The organism is Ruminobacter sp. RM87 (assembly GCF_000701925.1).
In the GTDB taxonomy this organism is placed as follows: domain Bacteria; phylum Pseudomonadota; class Gammaproteobacteria; order Enterobacterales; family Succinivibrionaceae; genus Ruminobacter; species Ruminobacter amylophilus.
Window position 1 is genome coordinate 38,063 of sequence record NZ_JNKD01000015.1, and the last position, 16,314, is coordinate 54,376.

Genomic DNA, 16,314 nt, shown 5'->3' on the forward strand with positions numbered 1-16,314 from the left:
TTCCGGATCTGGCGCTGGATAAAATCAATGATCCGTTGGTGGCTTTTGACCATCTCAATGAGCAGCGAGATGCCGCGAGACAGGAAAACGAGACTCAGGCAAAGCAGAAAAAACAGCAGCAGTCCTCGGAAAGTCATATCAGCAGTGAAACAGTTAACGGCTACCTGAACCTTTTTGATTATATTTCCCTGCTTCAGAAGGAAATTGACAGGCAGGACAAGGAAATAGAAAACCAGTATTACAAGATTACTGCCAACGAACAGAAACTGCAGACACAGAAGCGCGAGGAAGAGTACAAACAGCGTGAACATGCGCTGGCAAACAGAATTCAGCAGGACAGAAGCAGTCAGGCTCTGCAGAATATTCCTGGCAGCACCCTTGCGGGAGCAATTCAGGCTCAGACCGGGATGAACATGCCTTCTTCCGGGGATATGCAATACGGTGACGGCATGGCTCCGGCATCAACTCAGCATCAGCAGATGACCGCGGCTTCCAATGCTTCAATGGGACCTCAGAGACCGGTAATGAGTCAGAGACGTCAGGAAAGCAATGCTGTTCCGAGGTACATTCCCGATAATCATCAGCAGGTTCCGGTCAACAGCTGGACCCGTTCAAGCAGAAATCAGGTCAATGCCGGACATCCGGTTCAGGATGCTTCTCATCCTGCGGTTCAGCATGAACAGCGTCAGCCGGGCAGGGGTCCTGCTGCCGGTAACGTGAAGCAGGGGACTGTCAATTCCTCCGTTCGCATGAATCAGCCACAGATGCCTGTTCAGTCCGGGAACGTAAATAATAACGTTATGAGCGGCATGGTTCCGGATTATGCAGGCGGACGTAACATCGGAGGTTATATCCCTGAAAGTCAGAACGGCGGCGATTATGCCGAACAGTTCGATGACGTGCCGATGCCTGAATACAGGGATTTTGCTTCAGACAGTGATGATGAGGCAGACAGAGCGAACAGTGTTGACTACACGTCGCTTGATCTCACTCCTTCAGTTCAGAACGGCGGCAGAGCTCCTTCATCTGACGCGCAGAAGAATGTTCACCACCGCAGAAAGATTAACGGACGTGAAATCAGAATGCCTATGGATCTGCTCGGTCAGGTATCTGATTCCTATACTCAGGATCTGGTTGCGGCCGGTGTATCCATGGAGAATCTGGTAATACTCAATCGCGGAATCAGAGAATTCGGAGCGAATGAAAACGAGTGGATTATCCGTCTGCCGAAGGTTATCGACGGTATTCTGAACAGAAATGCCTTAAGCGACATGGCAGCCGAGATCAGTGCCGGACTTGGAAGAAACATCAGTCTTAAATTTGATTTTGTGGATGCCGGGGAAATTGAAGGAAGTCCGGAAGCTCTGGATAATCAGTTCTATGAGCAGAATCTTGAAAGCGAGAAGCGTAGTATTGTCGAATCTGAAGGCTTTGCCGAAGTTCAGAACATGCTGGGACTTGATATCGGTGAGGCAAAAATTGAACTGGTTCAGCCTAAAACTAAAGATCAGTCTTAATTTTCTGATACTTTGACTGTCTTAGTTTGACAGTTTGCAAAAATCTTGCATAATAAGAGCTATGTAGTCACGCATACTGTCAGATATGACATCGTGACTGTTTGATAAATAATATAACTTAAAAAGGAATTTAATATGTTCAATGGTATGGGTGGTTTGGGCAACATGATGAAACAGGCCCAATTAATGCAGGAACGCATGAAGAAAGCTCAGGATGAAATTGAAGCTCATGAAGTTGAAGGTGTTGCCGGCGGCGGCCTTGTCAAGGTTCGCATGAACGGTGCACATCAGGTACTGAAGGTTGAAATCTCTGAATCAGCTTTCGGTGATGATCGTGAAATGTGTGAAGACCTGATTGTTGCTGCTTCAAATGACGCAGCCCGTCAGATCAGTGAATATTCAACCGAACGTATGAGTAAGGTAACCAACGGCGTTCCTTTACCACCGGGCTTCAAGTTCCCGTTCTAAAACACGTCTGGAATATTTTTAGGTTTTGAAAGATCCCTTCACGATTTCTGACTGAAGGGATTTTTTAATATGGTGAAACTTCCGTTCCCTATTTGAATATAATTCGGCGGAAGCCTGAAGCGGAATAACGGCGGATGTTCCGTCGTACCGCGGTTGATTGTAGTGGAGCTCTTTTGTTATGAAGTTCAGTCCTCTGGTTGAAAAGTTGATAAATGATCTGCAGATAATGCCGGGTATCGGTCCAAAAAGTGCCCAGAGAATAGCTTTTTATCTTCTGGATCACAACAGAGACGGTGCGTTAAAGCTTGGCGAAACTCTTACTGAGGCCATGAACAATATCAGTTACTGTCCTAAATGCCGTTCGTACAGTGACGGCGAGGAATGTGAAATCTGCAGGGATGCCGGACGTCAGGACAGCGGAATAATCTGTGTGGTTGAAAGTCCAGCCGATGTTCTGGCCATAGAGCAGACAGGTGAATATAACGGAACCTATTTCGTGCTTCACGGACATCTGTCTCCGATAGAAGGCATCGGTCCCGGTGAACTTGGACTTGATGAACTTGCCATACTTCTCGATACCGGCAGATATCATGAAATCATTCTTGCCACCAATCCTACGGTGGAAGGTGATACAACGGCTCATTACATTGCTCATATGGCAGGAAGACGCAATGTGGTTGCCACCAGAATTGCCAGAGGCATACCTGTAGGCGGAGAACTCGAATCGATTGACGGTTCGACCATCATGAGATCTCTTGCAGGAAGAAGTCCTTTATAGACAGATGACCGGAGCCGCTGCTCCGGTCTTTTCTTTCCGTTTCAGAATTTATAAATGGATGTTTTTTTATGCTTTTTTAAGAAAATTTGCACGAATTGACATCATTTTCTTGAAATCCTGTTTTTTAACCCCATATTGACTTTAGATATATGAAAAAACAGCCGCATATGCATAAGTCGCGGTCTGTTTTTACCGATTTTATTTAGTTTGATAATCCATTTGAAAAAAACAGAGGATATTATGAGCGAAGTTGAAAAGCATGGTTTTCAGACAGAAGTTAAACAGCTTTTAGGTCTGCTGGCTAACAGTTTATATTCAAACAAGGAAGTATTTTTAAGAGAACTTATTTCCAATGCGTCAGATGCTATCGATAAACTGCGTTTTATTTCTCTCGAAAAGCCTGAAGTTTTAGGTAACGATCCTGAATTCCGTATCCGTGTTTCAGCCGATAAGGAAAAGAAGACCCTGACCATTTCCGATAACGGTCTCGGTATGACCAGACAGGAAGCCATTGATCACTTAGGTACCATTGCCAAGTCAGGTACCGCCGAATTCTTCAAGAATCTTACCGGTGATCAGTCAAAGGACTCACAGCTTATCGGTCAGTTCGGTGTAGGTTTCTACTCTGCATTCGTTGTAGCCGACAAGGTTACCGTAATCAGCCGTTCATACAAGTCAAATGCCGATGAAGCGGTATGCTGGGTATCAGACGGCAGCGGTGAATTCGAAGTAAGTCAGGTTACAAAGGCTGACCGCGGTACCGAAATTATCTTAAGTCTCCGTGATGACGAAACTGAATTCCTTGAAGACTGGACTCTCCGTTCAAACATCAGCAAGTACTCAGATCATATCAGCGTACCTGTACAGATGCTTGAAACCGTTAAGCCGGAAGGTGATGACAAGAAGGAAGGCGAAGAAGCCGAATACACCGAATGGAAGCAGGTTAACGACGCCAAGGCTCTGTGGACCAAGAATCCTAAAGATGTTTCCGATGACGAATACAAGGAATTCTACAAGCACATTTCTCATGATTTCCAGGATCCTCTCACCTGGACTCATAACAAGGTTGAAGGCAGTCAGGAGTACACCAGCCTGATGTACATTCCTCAGCGTGCTCCGTTTGATCTGTTCAACAGAGAACAGAAGCACGGTCTGAAGCTGTATGTTCAGCGTGTATTCATCATGGATGACGCTGATCAGTTCATGCCTGGATATTTACGTTTTGTTAAGGGGGTTCTTGATTCAAACGATCTTCCTCTTAACGTATCTCGTGAAATTCTTCAGAGCAACAAGATCAGTGCCCAGCTGAAGAAGGCATGCACCAAGAAGGCTCTGCAGATGATTGCAAAGCTTGCCAAGGATGATGACAAGACCAAGTACGAAACCTTCTGGGCTCAGTTCGGTTCAGTGCTCAAGGAAGGTCTGGTTGAAGATTATGAAAACCGTGATGAAATCTTCGGTCTTTTAAGATTCGCTTCAACCGCCAATACCGGCAGTGAACAGAATGTTTCACTTGAAGACTACATTTCACGCATGCCTGAAAAGCAGAAGAACATTTACTTCATCACAGCTGAATCATATCAGGCTGCCGTTGCAAGTCCATATCTTGAAACCCTTAAGAAGAAGGGGGTTGAAGTTCTGCTGATGTGGGAACGTGTAGATGAATGGGTAATGAATCAGGTTTCTGAATACAAGGACAAGAAGTTCATCAACGTATGTTCTGCAGACCTTGATTTAGGTGAGCTTGAAGACAAGGCTGAAAAGGAAGAACAGGAAGCCAAGGCTACCGAAAACAAGGATCTTCTTGAAAGAATCAAGAACGCTCTTGCAGGTGAAGTCAGCGAAGTTAAGGTTTCAGGCCGTCTGGTTGATACCCCAAGCTGTGTAATCAGCGAAGGTAACGCCATGTTAACCGCTCAGATGCGCAGACTTCTTGAAGCAAGCGGTCAGAAGCTTCCGGAAGAAAAGTTTGTTCTTGAAATCAATCCTGATCATGCAATCATCAAGAAGATGAGTGCTGAAGCAGACGATGCCAAGTTCAAGGACTGGGCTACCCTGGTTCTGGATCAGGCTTTACTTGCCGATCAGCGCGGTCTAAAGGATCCTGTTGCCTACGTTAAACTGGTAAATTCATTATTACTGGCTTAATCTGACAGTTTACGGGTAACACTGTAATGCAGGAGGCCGTACGGATTTCCGTATGGCCTTCCTTATATCTTGTACGCAGGGCTCTATTTGCTTATAATGTTACAGGTTTTTTTGCGGCGGATTTTTCCGCATATTTTTTTACAGATAATTAAAGGTATTACTCATGCGTATTATTCTTTTAGGTGCTCCAGGTGCCGGTAAGGGTACTCAGGCTCAGTTCTTAATGCAGAAGTTTGGTATTCCTCAGATTTCTACCGGTGATATGCTTCGTTCAGCCATTAAGGCCGGTACTCCGTTAGGTCTTAAGGCCAAGGAAGTTATGGATAAGGGCCAGCTGGTATCTGACGATATCATCATCGGTCTTGTTAAGGATCGTGTTGCTCAGGCTGACTGTGCAAAGGGCTTCCTTCTTGACGGTTTCCCTCGTACCATTCCACAGGCTGAAGCTCTTGATTCAAACAATATCAGCATCGATGCAGTTGTTGAAATCGCCGTACCTGACGATGAAATCGTTAAGCGTATGAGCGGCCGCAGAGTACACCTCGCTTCAGGCCGTACCTACCACGTTGTATTCAATCCTCCTAAGGTTGAAGGCAAGGATGACGTTACCGGTGAAGATCTGGTTATCCGCAAGGACGATGAAGAAGCTACCGTACGCAGCCGTCTGAATGTATATCATTCTCAGACTGAACCTCTGGTTGCCTTCTACTCAGCCAAGGCTGCCAAGAATGAATGCAAGTTCATCAAGGTTGACGGTACCAAGAAGGTTAGTGAAGTTAGCGCTGAACTTGATAAGCTCTTAGCTTAATTCAGACTGTCATAACTGAACGGAAAAGACCTGAAAGCTGATGTTTTCAGGTCTTTTCATATGGAAGGATACAGGCGGAAAGCCCGTATCCTTTTAAACGGAGTGTTATTCCCAAATTTTGCGAGTTTTAACTGATCTGGTATAAAAACTAGATTCATAAAAATCTCTCGAGAGAGGGATTTTACATTTCTAGAGTTTTTCGTAGTCGGAGATTTCCAATTCAGAGAATTCCTCTTCCAGTTCATCCGCAAGAGATGCGTTTAAATCCTCCTGACATTCCTGTTGCGCAAGTTCTTCACTCGGCTCCGGGATATCCATTGCGTGTAACAGGTCTCTAAGTCCGCCAACAATTTCCGTGTAATAATTGCCGAAGCTGAACTGAGTCATTTCTATCGTATTCAGCTTATCGATTACTGCAGAATCGCTGTCGTATTTAAGCTTTAGATTCTGCATTTTTTTGGTGGCATTGTTAACACGTCTGCGGAACATGATGGCTATTGATGTTGCAATGAACTGAACAAAGGCTTTTCCTTCAAGAGATTCGTTGGAACTTACCCTGAATCTGTTACAGCCCAAACGCTGTTTATAGAGGTTGAATGCGTATTCCACTTCATTCCTGTCGAAATAGGCCTTATGGGCTTCTATCGGATCCCGTACCTCATTGCTGATAAGAACGCGAATGCCTTTCATAAGCAGGTAGTCATTCAAAGCCTGACGGTTTGTGGCATAAGTTGTCACTGTTTCTTTATTATTATCGTCAGTGATGCGGACTTCGTGTTTTTCAGTGACAAAAACCTCTCTGATTAACTTAAGGTTTTGGGGAAATTCCCTGTTTTCCTTAAGCAGTTTTATGACCTTTGAAATCTTGGCGGTAATGTTTTTCTTTTCTGAATTGAAAATTTCGTCATTGTAGTAGAAATGCAGATAAACCCTGTCTCTTTCTCTGGGCGGACGTACGGTGCAGTTTGTCCTGTAGTTAACGGGATAACTCCATACCGTTTCAACGGTCATGGCGTGACAGTCTATTTCATCATCGTACGCGGCAGGATCAAGCAGATCTGCCTGTATATCCTTAAAGAGATTCCTGCACGTGGTGAATGAAGTTTTTAAATTCATGAGAAAGGAGACTTTGTTCTGGCAAAAACGATTAATGTTTTTAATGCTTGAATATCCCTTGTCGGCAACAAATACAGCATTGCCGTCAAGTTTAATCCGGGCCTGTTCCTGAAGCAGGTGTTTTACGGTGCAGATATCGGGAATGTTTCCGGAATATGTTCTGTAATACACAGGTTCACCCGTGAGCTGGTTAACCACCATGAGAACATTTATCTGAGGAAGCATGTCCCCGTCTTTGTCGTGTCCGTATGCGGATTTTGCCAGTTTAACTGAGTGGGTGGAGATGGAAGTTGAATCCAGCGCCCAGTATTTACAGGATTTAAGCTTTTCATCCCTTTTCATTGTCAGTTCGTTCAGAAGAGCAATGAACCTGTCTATTTTATCGGATGTTATGTTTTGGAATATTCTGGTGATGGCTGAAGGAGTCAACTGCTTCTGCCATGGCAGTCTGTGTTTTTCGGCAAAACCTTCATATCTGCTCATGGCATTATTTTCGTTTATGTTTAAAAAGTAGGCCAGAGAAAGAATTTTTTTATTGACGTTACGAGCCCAGAAAACTCTGTTAAGAGCCTCTGCCAAAGGAGTTCCTGCAATCATCTGATCGAATACCCAGGTGGCGCCTGCAGCATATTTTTTGGCAGAAAGAGCATCTTTAACCGTAATCTGTTTATCGGTATCAATCGGAGAGAACACAATGGAACCGTCCTCCATTCTTTGCGCAGTGAAATCTTCAAGCTCAGGATGAAGCGCAACAAAGTCATCCTTCCATTGAATTTTTCCGGTTTTTTCACCGCCTAAGATGGTACCGACAGCCTTGGTTGAACCCTTTTCACGATAAGAGCGTTTTTTGACTTCATCCCATGCATTTTTGTAAGAATACATGGAGAAGCATTTTCCTGATTTCATACAGAGAAGAGAAGGTAATTCCGGTTTAGTAACTAACATAATTCGCCTAGATAGATATTAATACAACATATCTTGTATAACATATAAAACAAAGAAACACCACGAAAAATGGTGTTTCTTTGAATTTTTTACATTGCGTACTTATCTATACCCGCAAAATTTGGGGTTATTCTGCAGAGAAGGATCTGATGGTTCTGATGTTTTCAGGAATATCAGGAAGTGCGTGATCCCTGAGATAACTGCGGATGATATCTGCATCACTGCCGATGTTTTTCAGAGGCTTTTTCCCTTTTAACAGACTATAGCCGTCCTTTCCCTTCAGGATGTAGGTGGTTATCAGTACTCTGTAGTTTCTGTTCATGTCCAGGGATTCCTCTCTGCCTTCGCGTGTCAGAATACTGATGTCGGAGACAGGGGTATTGCCTTTTCCCCTAAGACTGTAACTGAAGCCGTACCCGCACGGTACTCCGCCTGATCTGGACTGAAGGTCTTCATTGACGAATTTCATGGTATCGTTGAGAACTTCGTAGATGTCCTTTCCGCTCATTGTAATTTCCACAACGTCATTTCCGAACGGTGTAACGTTCAGCAGATCCTCCTCAGTAAAATCTCCTTTGCTGATGTCGGTTCTGTACATGCCTGAATTTACCAGATAAATGTCGGCACCGGTGTTTTCAAGAATGACTTTACCGAGAGTCTGACAGGTTTCAGAACCGTACGGATTGCTTTTGCCTTTTATGTTGCAGTAGGCATAAGGGTATCTGGTATTGCAGAAGTCTCTCGGTGATCTGCCGATAACCTTCTTTCTGGTTTCAAGAACATCCCTGTATGATTTAAGGGCGGCTGTCGCTTCATTATTCTTAGAGGCTCTTATGTAGGGAGAGTCCGGCAGATTCGGCAGACGGCCGGCTTCCTCAACAGCCTCTTTTTTTGACAGTGTACTGTTTTTATGAGGTTCCGCGGTATCGGTCCACAGAGGCATAACCGGAGTACCTCCGCACTGCAGTACATTGCCGTGTCCGTCAAAGGTAACCTTTAGATCCCCGATGACCTTGCCGTATTCGTACGCCTGCACAATACAGATTTTATGCCCGGAGGCATTGGTTGCCGTTATCGGATAAGGACAGTCCACCGAAATTCCCTTGTCTGAAAAATTACCGCACAGGGTATGAGAATCTCCTCCGATAATGATATCTACATCATTAAGCAGGGATGCATTGGTCTTATCTGAAGTAATCCCCTGATGGGTAATCAGAATATGGATATCCGCTCTGTCAGCATTTTCAGAGGTTAGTTCGTTGATGGTCGGAACCGTCTTTTTAAAGCTCATTCCTTCTTCGGGGGATGAACTTCTTACAATTTTGCTTTCGTTGGTTACGGCATAGAAGGCTACGTTTTTTCCTGATACTTTTCGGATATGAGAGGATAAACCTCTGTCAGTCACTTTGCTGTCCGGTGCTGCGGTCATATCCGAATTTATCATCAGGCTCTGGGGACTGTAATGTTTCATGAAATTCATGAAGGTTTCAATGCCGTCCCCTCCGTGGTCAAATTCATGATTTCCCAGCATGTAGTAGTCCGTGTGTAAAAGACCATGAAGTACGGCGTCACTTTCTCCGTGAAACGTATCATAGTTCAGTGCGTTGCCCGTAATCTGATCTCCTGCCGAAATCACAATAAGATCCGGATTCTGCCGTTTCCTTTCTTCAACAACGGATTTCAGGGCTTCGGCACCGCCGACGTCAACCTTAATCATTCCTTTCGGAGTATTGATACCTATGCTTACGGGATCGGTGTAGGAATGCAGGTCGTTGACATGGAGAATTTCCAGCTCAAAATTTTCATCCGAAAGGGGGGGCTTTTTATCGCTGTGACTGCTGCATCCGGAGAGTGCCGTCATAATCAGCAGGCTCAGCATTGCATATCGTGAGAAATTTTTCATATAAGGGTTTTGTCTCCTTTAATGGCAGTTGACAGACTACCGGTTCAGCGGCTTATCTTTCCGGTCTTATTCTGTATTCGTTGTTGTAGTCCTGAATCAGTCTTTTGGTGATTTCCTTTTCAGGCTTGCTGATAATAAACTTTGCATTGCCGTAGTCTTCCTGGTTGCCGTGACTCAGTACCAGAATATTGTCGGCAATGTGCTTGATCAGACCGATGTCATTGAGACAGATGATGAGAGCTGTTTTCTTTTCCTGCTGACAGTCCATCAGAAGGTTCAGACAGTGTGAACGCAGCTGTGCATCCAGCTTTTCAATATTTGAGTCAACCAGCAGAATTTCCGGTTCCATGATAAGCGCTCTGGCAAAAGCGAGTCTCAGCAGCTGATTTGATGTCAGAAAGCTGGGATAATTGTATTTTATGGTGGAGGACAGGCCGACATATTCAAGCATCTGGTCTACACGGTAATCCCTCTGAACCGCCGAGTAATCGGTATTGAGTTTGAGCGGCTGTTCAAGAATGAAATTGACTCGTTTATGCGGATTTACCGCATTTTCATAGTCGGATGACAGCAGTTGGATAAAGCTTATTCTGTCTCTTCGTTCGTAATCCCTTAACGGTTTTCCGTGAACGAGAATTTCTCCCGTATGCGATATGTACGGATTATTCAGAATTTTCAGCAGTGTTGATTTTCCGGAGCCTGCATCACCAGTCAGTACCAGAGTCTGATTCTGTTCCAGTGTGAAGCTGATATTCTTCAGTATATCAATCTTTTTGTGAAAAAACAGATACTTGCGGTTGCGAATAGTGGCTCCCAGATTGCTTACCTGAAGTAAAGGAATATGCTTATTTTGACTCATTTTCCTTCTCCATATTCAAAGGATAATAACATCTGAAGAAACCGTTCTTGGTCTTGACTACAGGCGGCATGGTGTTGCATTCGCGATCCGCGTGAGGACATCTCGGTCCCAGCGGACATCCGATAGGTGTCTGGGTAAACTCCGGCGGGTCACCTCTCAATACGTCCAGTTTCATTTTTACTTTTACCTGACGGTTGAATTCAGGAATGGCATTAATCATTGACTGGGTGAACGGGTGATGAGGGGAGTTGATAACCTGTTCTTTCGGACCGCTTTCAACAATCTGGCCGCAGTAGAGCATTTTTATGTTATCCATCAGATTGGAGGCCGGTCCCAGGTCATTGGTTATATACAGCAGAGTGCCGTTATTGTTTTCAATATAGCTGTGGAACAGTTTGAGAATCTGTACCTGTGACGTACTGGTCATACCGCTGATGGGTGAGTCGGCAATCAGCAGTTTCGGTTTTCTGGACAGAGCCATGGCTATGATTATCTTCTGACAGAGAACCTCGGAAAGCTGATACGGCAGGGATCTTAATACCGGTTTGGTGTTTTTGATGCCTACCTTGTGCAGAATATTGTTAACCGCTCTGAATCTCCAGAACGGCCAGCGGTACCATTTATCGTCAAAACAGCTGTTGTTCAGAGATGCTCTCATCTGCACACCGATAGGCAGTTCCGGATCCAGGCTGGCTCTCGCCTCCTGAAAGATGATGCCCACCTCTCTGCTGAGTATCTTACGGCGTTCGCTGACGCTGAGGTTTGTAAGATCCATGTCCCTGAATTTAAAGTAGTCCACGGTAACCTTCATGTCATGACCGTACATTCCCATGATGGCCTTGATAATCAGACTCTTGCCGGAGCCTGAACTGCCTACAAGACTGCAGATTTCCCCGTCATTTATCATCAGGTCAAAGTTTTTGCATACCTGAACATATGACGTTTCATTTCTAAGCAGAATGGTAAGATTTCGGATATCAAGCAGCATCAGACACCCCCGTGTTCAGAACGCGGCAGATACCGTGACCCACCAGCTGAATGGATGAAATGAGTACAATCATTGCCACTCCCGGAATAATTGCTTTGGAAGTGCTTATGTAGATGATGTCTATGCCTGATGCCATCATGTTTCCGAGTTCCGGAGTAGGCGGCTGGGCTCCGAAACCGAGGTAACCGACCGCGGCTATGTCCATGATGGCGATGGAAAGCCCCTGAGACATGTTGGAGATAATGGTACTCATTATGTTCGGCAGAATGGTTGTTAAGGAAAGATGCATTCTGGAAGAACCTTCGGCGATTTCCGTACGCACGTATTCCTTTTCCAACTCCGTCTGGGAAGCATGATATGATTCATGAATAAATCTCGGCAGCAGGGATATGCCTATTGCCAGGGCCGCGTGGGGAAGACTGGGGCCAAGTATGCCGATGGTAATAAGGGCTATCAGGATGGACGGTATGGAAAACAGAATATCGAATATATGATGAAGCACGCTTTTCTGCGCTCTGCGCCGGGACATGGCACTTGAAAGTCCGAAGCAGGTTCCCACAATCATGGAAACAGTGCATGCCAGAAAGGCGTATTTGGTGGTGTTCTGAGCGCCGATCATCAGTCGGGAAAGGAAGTCTCGACCGAATTCATCCGTACCCAGAAAGTGATGCAGGTTACCTCTGTCACTCCATGACGGAGGCAGCAGTCTTTCGGCCACATTCTGAGTCAGCGGGTCAAAGTTGACGCACAGAGGCAGAATGAAAATAACACAGATACAGAGAACCAGTGTGTAGAGACCGATTACATCCGTAGTGCTCTTTTTGTATATCTGCCAGGCTATGTCCTTGTCAGACTGGAGCTCTTTTGCTTCTCTGTTTAAATCAAACATGGCGGTTCCTGTGTTATCAGCTGTGTGTTAAACGGGTTCGGTTGATTACCAGGGTACTGAGAATATCCAGGGTTATGTTCAGTATCAGGAAGCTGGTTCCCAGCACAAAGGTAGTTGCCTCAATGATTCTGCCGTCAGAGTTTGAAATACTCTGGGTAATCCACAGTCCGGTACCCGGCCATTCAAATATAACTTCCACAAGGATGCAGCTGGAGTACAGATTGCAGATAATAATATTCAGTTTCTGGATAATGTCCGGAAGAATGTTTCTCAGTACATGATGAACACCGATGTCAAACTTGCTTTCACCGCGGCAGTATGCCGCTTTTATAAAGTATTTCTGAGTAAGATTTATTGTAGCTCTGCGGGTGATTCTGGCGAATGTTGCACAAGGCACTATACTCAGTGCCGTCAGTGGCAGGGCCAGATGCTTGAGCATGTCCATAAATACGTCGTAGTTTCCGTAGATGATTACATCGATGGTCATGAATCCGCTGTATCTGGGAACGTCGTAGAGCAGTGATATATTACCGCTTGTCGGAAATATTTTTATGTAAATGCAGAATAGCAGAATAAAAATCTGTGCACTCCAGTATACGGGAACCGAACTGCTCAGCAGACAGTATCCGTAGATGCATTTATCTGTAAAACTGTGATGGTTCAGACCACCTACTATTCCCAGAAAGATACCGAAGCCGAACGATATTACCAGCGACAGCAGCAGGAGTTCAACGGTAGGGGGGAAGAACAGCTTCATTTCTTCGATAATAGGCATGCCGCTTTCACTGCTGTTTCCGAATTTTAAGGTGATGAGGTCTGTCGCATAATGAATGTAGTCGGGAACTATTCTGTTGATTTCCAGGTCGCCGAGTCTGATATGAGCCCAGAAAAGGATCAGAGTCAGAATAAACATGGTGATCAGAAAAAGCTGCATCTTTTTGAAAATGAACTCAATCATTTATCTGTCCCCCTGTTTTTTTCAATATAGGCGTTGACAAAGGATACACCGCCGTAAGGGGTTGGTTCGAGTCCTTTAATGTATTCCATGGCCACGAACAGATTAATGTTGTATATGAGCGGATATACCGGCATTTCGTTTACCAGTATGTTCATAATGTACTTCTGCAGACGTATGGCGTCGGGATCGTTCTTATCAAGGTAAGAAAGATCCTCGTACATGTTTTCCAGAGTATCATTGCACCAGCCGGTGTAATTTCCGGTATAGCTGATGTTTGAATTCAGTGATGAGCGTCTGCGGTTGTTTTTTCTGCAGGAAATCATCTGATAGATAAGACTTTCTGAATCTGAGTATACGTTTACGATGGCGATGTCAAACAGTCCCTTTTTAAGTCTGTTCTGCCCCTGATTTGTTCTGTATGTCTTAATTCTGGCTTTGATTCCCTTTTTTTCAAAATTTGATTTGAGAAACTGGGCAATCTTGGAGTGGGCGGTATTGGAAATCACGTTAGACTGGAATATGGTGATTTCAATTTCCTGCTGCTTAAGTGTTTCATAGGCTTCAAGATATTCATCTCTTGTCAGTACGTGAGCAAACAGTTCGTATCCCGGTTCTGGAATCTCTTTTTTAGGAATGGCGTATTCAGGAATATCTTCATTAAACTGATTGACGAACTTGTCGGATCTTTCGTGTACCAGCGGTTTGCTTACGTTCTCTCCGAGCAGTTCCTTTTCCACATCATCTATGGAGGAAGAGCCGGTAGCAGGCGAAGGGGAGTTACTCTGAATTTTCAGAAAATCGGCAGGTTTTTCATCGAACAGTTCGACAATGTAATGCCCCTGATCAAAGAAAACGGTACTGTTCAGTTCTTCCAGACTGAACATTGATGACAGTGTTCTTCTGAGGGCTCCCGTGCTCAGATAAGGTTTCTTCGTGTTATAGATTATAAAGGTGCCGTTAATGGTGTTTTTCTGAAGGATGTTGAAATCCTCTGGAACCTTCTGCAGAAAACTCATCTGGCTGGCTGTAGGGTTACTGATGATGTGGCATTCGCCGGTAAAAAGTTTGTACAGAAGCTTGTTTGCTCTGTAAGAATTGGTCAGAATCAGATTCTGAACCTGCGGTTTCGGACCGTGATAATCATAAAATTTTTTCAGTTTGGCATATCTGCCCCTGACAAAAGTGTTCAGCTGATACGGGCCGGATCCGATTGCATAGTGATCGATGGTATCTATGGGAAGGTTCTTTTTAATTATGGTATCGGCATATTCCTTGCTGAGAATTACTGAATTGTCGGTGGCAAGGAACGGCTGAAGAAGGTTTGTTGGCTGTTTGACTTTGAATTCAACCTTGTACGGACCGACGGCTTTTACGCTTATCAGATTGTTCACGATATCCATATGAGATATGTACGGAAAATCTTCAATAGGTCTGTAGAAAGGATTACCCTTGTTAATCATTCGGTCAAAACTGAACGCAACATCTTCAGCGTTGAGTTTTCTGGTTGGAGTGAAGAACTGGTTTGACTGGAACGAAATATCCTTTGCAATATTAAAAACGTATACGGTGTCGTTCTGATAAATTTTTTCCAGGGTGCCGATGGAACTTCTAGTGGATTTTGTCTGCGGATCAATGCTCAGCAGACGGTCATACACGGCAAAGGAAATGGAGGAGGCCATTGAGGAAATCGGATGCCGCTGAGGGTTCATATGAGAAATGTTTTTTTCTGAGCAGTATATCAGACTGTCCTGTGTCATACCGGCATCCGCAGAGGCCTGAGGCCCTGTCAGCAGAATAATGCCCAGCATTATCATTAATGGCAGGATAATAAAAGACTTCATGAAAAAACAGTGTCCCATGGTGAAACTAACAGCGAGTGCTTTCCAAAAAAGCACACCCCTAACAGCCGTATTTTATCAAAATTCCGCGAAATAATCGGGGATTTTTGGATGTTTTATGCCAAAAATCAAGCTTTCAAGCCAAGTTTAACTTCCTGTATTAACCATTGAATCCGTGGCGACAGCTTTATGACGGCAAATGTACAACCGAGTCAGAATTTCAGTTTTGTCTTACATTCTGCCGGCTCCCGTCCGGACTTTTAAACAATGCCGGCTTCACTGTTATGCGGCTGTTCAAATCCATAAACATTCCATAAAACAGCCGTCGATGTTGATATTTGGGGCAAATGTCTTTAATATTTGATAGTAGCGGTTTAAGCATATTTTGTCTCTTTGTGCAAAAAGAGTAATTAATTAGAACAATGTAAATATTATCTGCTATCCTACAGAAGTAAAAGTACGGCTTGAGGATTAATGGAGAAGATGGCGGCGTTATGAGTGAATATAAAGTTGAACTGTTAAGCACTCCTTATGGTGAGGTTGCTTATGAATCATTCCGTGAACTCGGATTTGCTTTTGCGGATAAAAGTGCCGTAATTAAAGAATTGGAAAGTAAAAACACGCCGCGCTACCCGGTTCTCCTTCGTCCGAGACGCTTTGGTAAAAGCACCTTTATCCAGATGCTGAAATGCTTCTATGACATTTCATACAAAGACAGATATGAGGAAATCTTTTCCGGAAAGGCCATCTACACTGAAAATCTCCCCAGCCATAACTCCTACCATGTTATCAATTTTGACTTTTCCAAAGTTAACACTCAAAGCACTACAGCCATGATGAACAGCTTTTTCTCTGCCGTGGCAAACGGCATAGACAACTTCATGATTCGCTATCCTGACTTTGTATTCAGCTACAATAATCTGGATACATCTGACTCTGTTACATTGTTTAATAAATTTGCATCAGCCTATTCGAGGTATGCAAACGATTTTTACGTAAAAAACGGCCAAGGCAGCGGAAGTAAAGGCCGACTTTATGTAATGATTGATGAATATGACAATTTTGCTAATCAGATCCTTTCACAAGACGTTGAACTGTT

At 44.3% G+C, this 16,314-nt stretch carries 13 protein-coding genes; 6 read left to right on the plus strand and 7 right to left on the minus strand.

Annotated elements, in window-relative coordinates; all coding sequences use genetic code 11:
• Positions 1 to 38: 38 nt before the first annotated feature.
• The 5 genes from T489_RS0105025 (at position 39) to adk (ending at position 5,719) form a co-directional block, all read left to right on the plus strand.
• Complete coding sequence (locus T489_RS0105025) at positions 39 to 1,517, plus strand: polyadenylate binding domain-containing protein (RefSeq protein ID WP_031578955.1); 1,479 nt, start codon at positions 39 to 41, stop codon at positions 1,515 to 1,517.
• Between the two features lie 135 nt (positions 1,518 to 1,652).
• On the plus strand, positions 1,653 to 1,985 hold the full coding sequence (locus tag T489_RS0105030; RefSeq protein WP_031578956.1) for a YbaB/EbfC family nucleoid-associated protein: 333 nt from the start codon (positions 1,653 to 1,655) through the stop codon (positions 1,983 to 1,985).
• A gap of 178 nt (positions 1,986 to 2,163) precedes the next feature.
• Complete coding sequence (recR, locus tag T489_RS0105035; RefSeq protein WP_031578957.1) at positions 2,164 to 2,763, plus strand: recombination mediator RecR; 600 nt, start codon at positions 2,164 to 2,166, stop codon at positions 2,761 to 2,763.
• Between the two features lie 240 nt (positions 2,764 to 3,003).
• Entirely contained in the window at positions 3,004 to 4,911 is a 1,908-nt protein-coding gene (gene htpG, locus T489_RS0105045) for a molecular chaperone HtpG (protein WP_031578958.1), read from the plus strand.
• Positions 4,912 to 5,074: 163 nt separating this feature from the next.
• Positions 5,075 to 5,719 (plus strand): adenylate kinase, encoded by a 645-nt coding sequence (gene adk, locus T489_RS0105050; protein WP_031578959.1) that lies wholly within the window; start codon positions 5,075 to 5,077, stop codon positions 5,717 to 5,719.
• A 189-nt stretch (positions 5,720 to 5,908) separates the two neighbouring features.
• On the opposite strand, the gene T489_RS0105055 is transcribed toward adk, so the two are convergent.
• The 7 genes from T489_RS0105055 to T489_RS0105085 all read right to left on the minus strand — a co-directional run bounded on the left by T489_RS0105055 (position 5,909) and on the right by T489_RS0105085 (position 15,134).
• Complete coding sequence (locus T489_RS0105055; RefSeq protein ID WP_031578960.1) at positions 5,909 to 7,717, minus strand: IS1634 family transposase; 1,809 nt, start codon at positions 7,715 to 7,717, stop codon at positions 5,909 to 5,911.
• A 190-nt stretch (positions 7,718 to 7,907) separates the two neighbouring features.
• A complete protein-coding gene (locus T489_RS0105060; RefSeq protein WP_031578961.1) occupies positions 7,908 to 9,683 on the minus strand; it encodes a bifunctional metallophosphatase/5'-nucleotidase in 1,776 nt (591 codons plus the stop codon).
• A gap of 52 nt (positions 9,684 to 9,735) precedes the next feature.
• The gene (locus T489_RS0105065; protein ID WP_031578963.1) at positions 9,736 to 10,542 is read right to left on the minus strand and encodes an ATP-binding cassette domain-containing protein; all 807 of its coding nucleotides are present in this window, start codon (positions 10,540 to 10,542) and stop codon (positions 9,736 to 9,738) included.
• Positions 10,529 to 11,530 carry an oligopeptide/dipeptide ABC transporter ATP-binding protein gene (locus tag T489_RS0105070; protein ID WP_084155411.1) on the minus strand — a complete coding sequence of 334 codons (1,002 nt, stop codon included), beginning with the start codon at positions 11,528 to 11,530 and terminating at the stop codon, positions 10,529 to 10,531. Before T489_RS0105070 ends, T489_RS0105065 begins: the two co-directional genes overlap by 14 nt.
• The gene (locus T489_RS0105075; protein ID WP_051621799.1) at positions 11,520 to 12,419 is read right to left on the minus strand and encodes an ABC transporter permease subunit; all 900 of its coding nucleotides are present in this window, start codon (positions 12,417 to 12,419) and stop codon (positions 11,520 to 11,522) included. Before T489_RS0105075 ends, T489_RS0105070 begins: the two co-directional genes overlap by 11 nt.
• Positions 12,420 to 12,435: 16 nt before the next feature.
• A complete protein-coding gene (locus T489_RS0105080; RefSeq protein ID WP_031578966.1) occupies positions 12,436 to 13,377 on the minus strand; it encodes an ABC transporter permease in 942 nt (313 codons plus the stop codon).
• Positions 13,374 to 15,134 (minus strand): ABC transporter substrate-binding protein, encoded by a 1,761-nt coding sequence (locus tag T489_RS0105085; RefSeq protein ID WP_198020422.1) that lies wholly within the window; start codon positions 15,132 to 15,134, stop codon positions 13,374 to 13,376. Before T489_RS0105085 ends, T489_RS0105080 begins: the two co-directional genes overlap by 4 nt.
• A 575-nt stretch (positions 15,135 to 15,709) precedes the next feature.
• Between T489_RS0105085 and T489_RS0105090 the strand changes: the two genes are divergently transcribed.
• On the plus strand, positions 15,710 to 16,314 hold a 605-nt coding region (locus T489_RS0105090), incomplete at its 3' end, for an AAA family ATPase (RefSeq protein WP_031578968.1).

What these genes read in the sequence shown, in the direction of transcription:
- T489_RS0105070 (WP_084155411.1), bottom strand. Translation starts at nt 11,530, where the DNA reads ATGCTGCTTGATATCCGAAATCTTACCATTCTGCTTAGAAATGAAACG.
- T489_RS0105060 (WP_031578961.1), bottom strand. Translation starts at nt 9,683, where the DNA reads ATGAAAAATTTCTCACGATATGCAATGCTGAGCCTGCTGATTATGACG.
- T489_RS0105075 (WP_051621799.1), bottom strand. Translation starts at nt 12,419, where the DNA reads ATGTTTGATTTAAACAGAGAAGCAAAAGAGCTCCAGTCTGACAAGGAC.
- T489_RS0105065 (WP_031578963.1), bottom strand. Translation starts at nt 10,542, where the DNA reads ATGAGTCAAAATAAGCATATTCCTTTACTTCAGGTAAGCAATCTGGGA.
- T489_RS0105030 (WP_031578956.1), top strand. Translation starts at nt 1,653, where the DNA reads ATGTTCAATGGTATGGGTGGTTTGGGCAACATGATGAAACAGGCCCAA.
- T489_RS0105080 (WP_031578966.1), bottom strand. Translation starts at nt 13,377, where the DNA reads ATGATTGAGTTCATTTTCAAAAAGATGCAGCTTTTTCTGATCACCATG.
- htpG (WP_031578958.1), top strand. Translation starts at nt 3,004, where the DNA reads ATGAGCGAAGTTGAAAAGCATGGTTTTCAGACAGAAGTTAAACAGCTT.
- adk (WP_031578959.1), top strand. Translation starts at nt 5,075, where the DNA reads ATGCGTATTATTCTTTTAGGTGCTCCAGGTGCCGGTAAGGGTACTCAG.
- T489_RS0105055 (WP_031578960.1), bottom strand. Translation starts at nt 7,717, where the DNA reads ATGTATTCTTACAAAAATGCATGGGATGAAGTCAAAAAACGCTCTTAT.
- T489_RS0105085 (WP_198020422.1), bottom strand. Translation starts at nt 15,134, where the DNA reads ATGACACAGGACAGTCTGATATACTGCTCAGAAAAAAACATTTCTCAT.
- recR (WP_031578957.1), top strand. Translation starts at nt 2,164, where the DNA reads ATGAAGTTCAGTCCTCTGGTTGAAAAGTTGATAAATGATCTGCAGATA.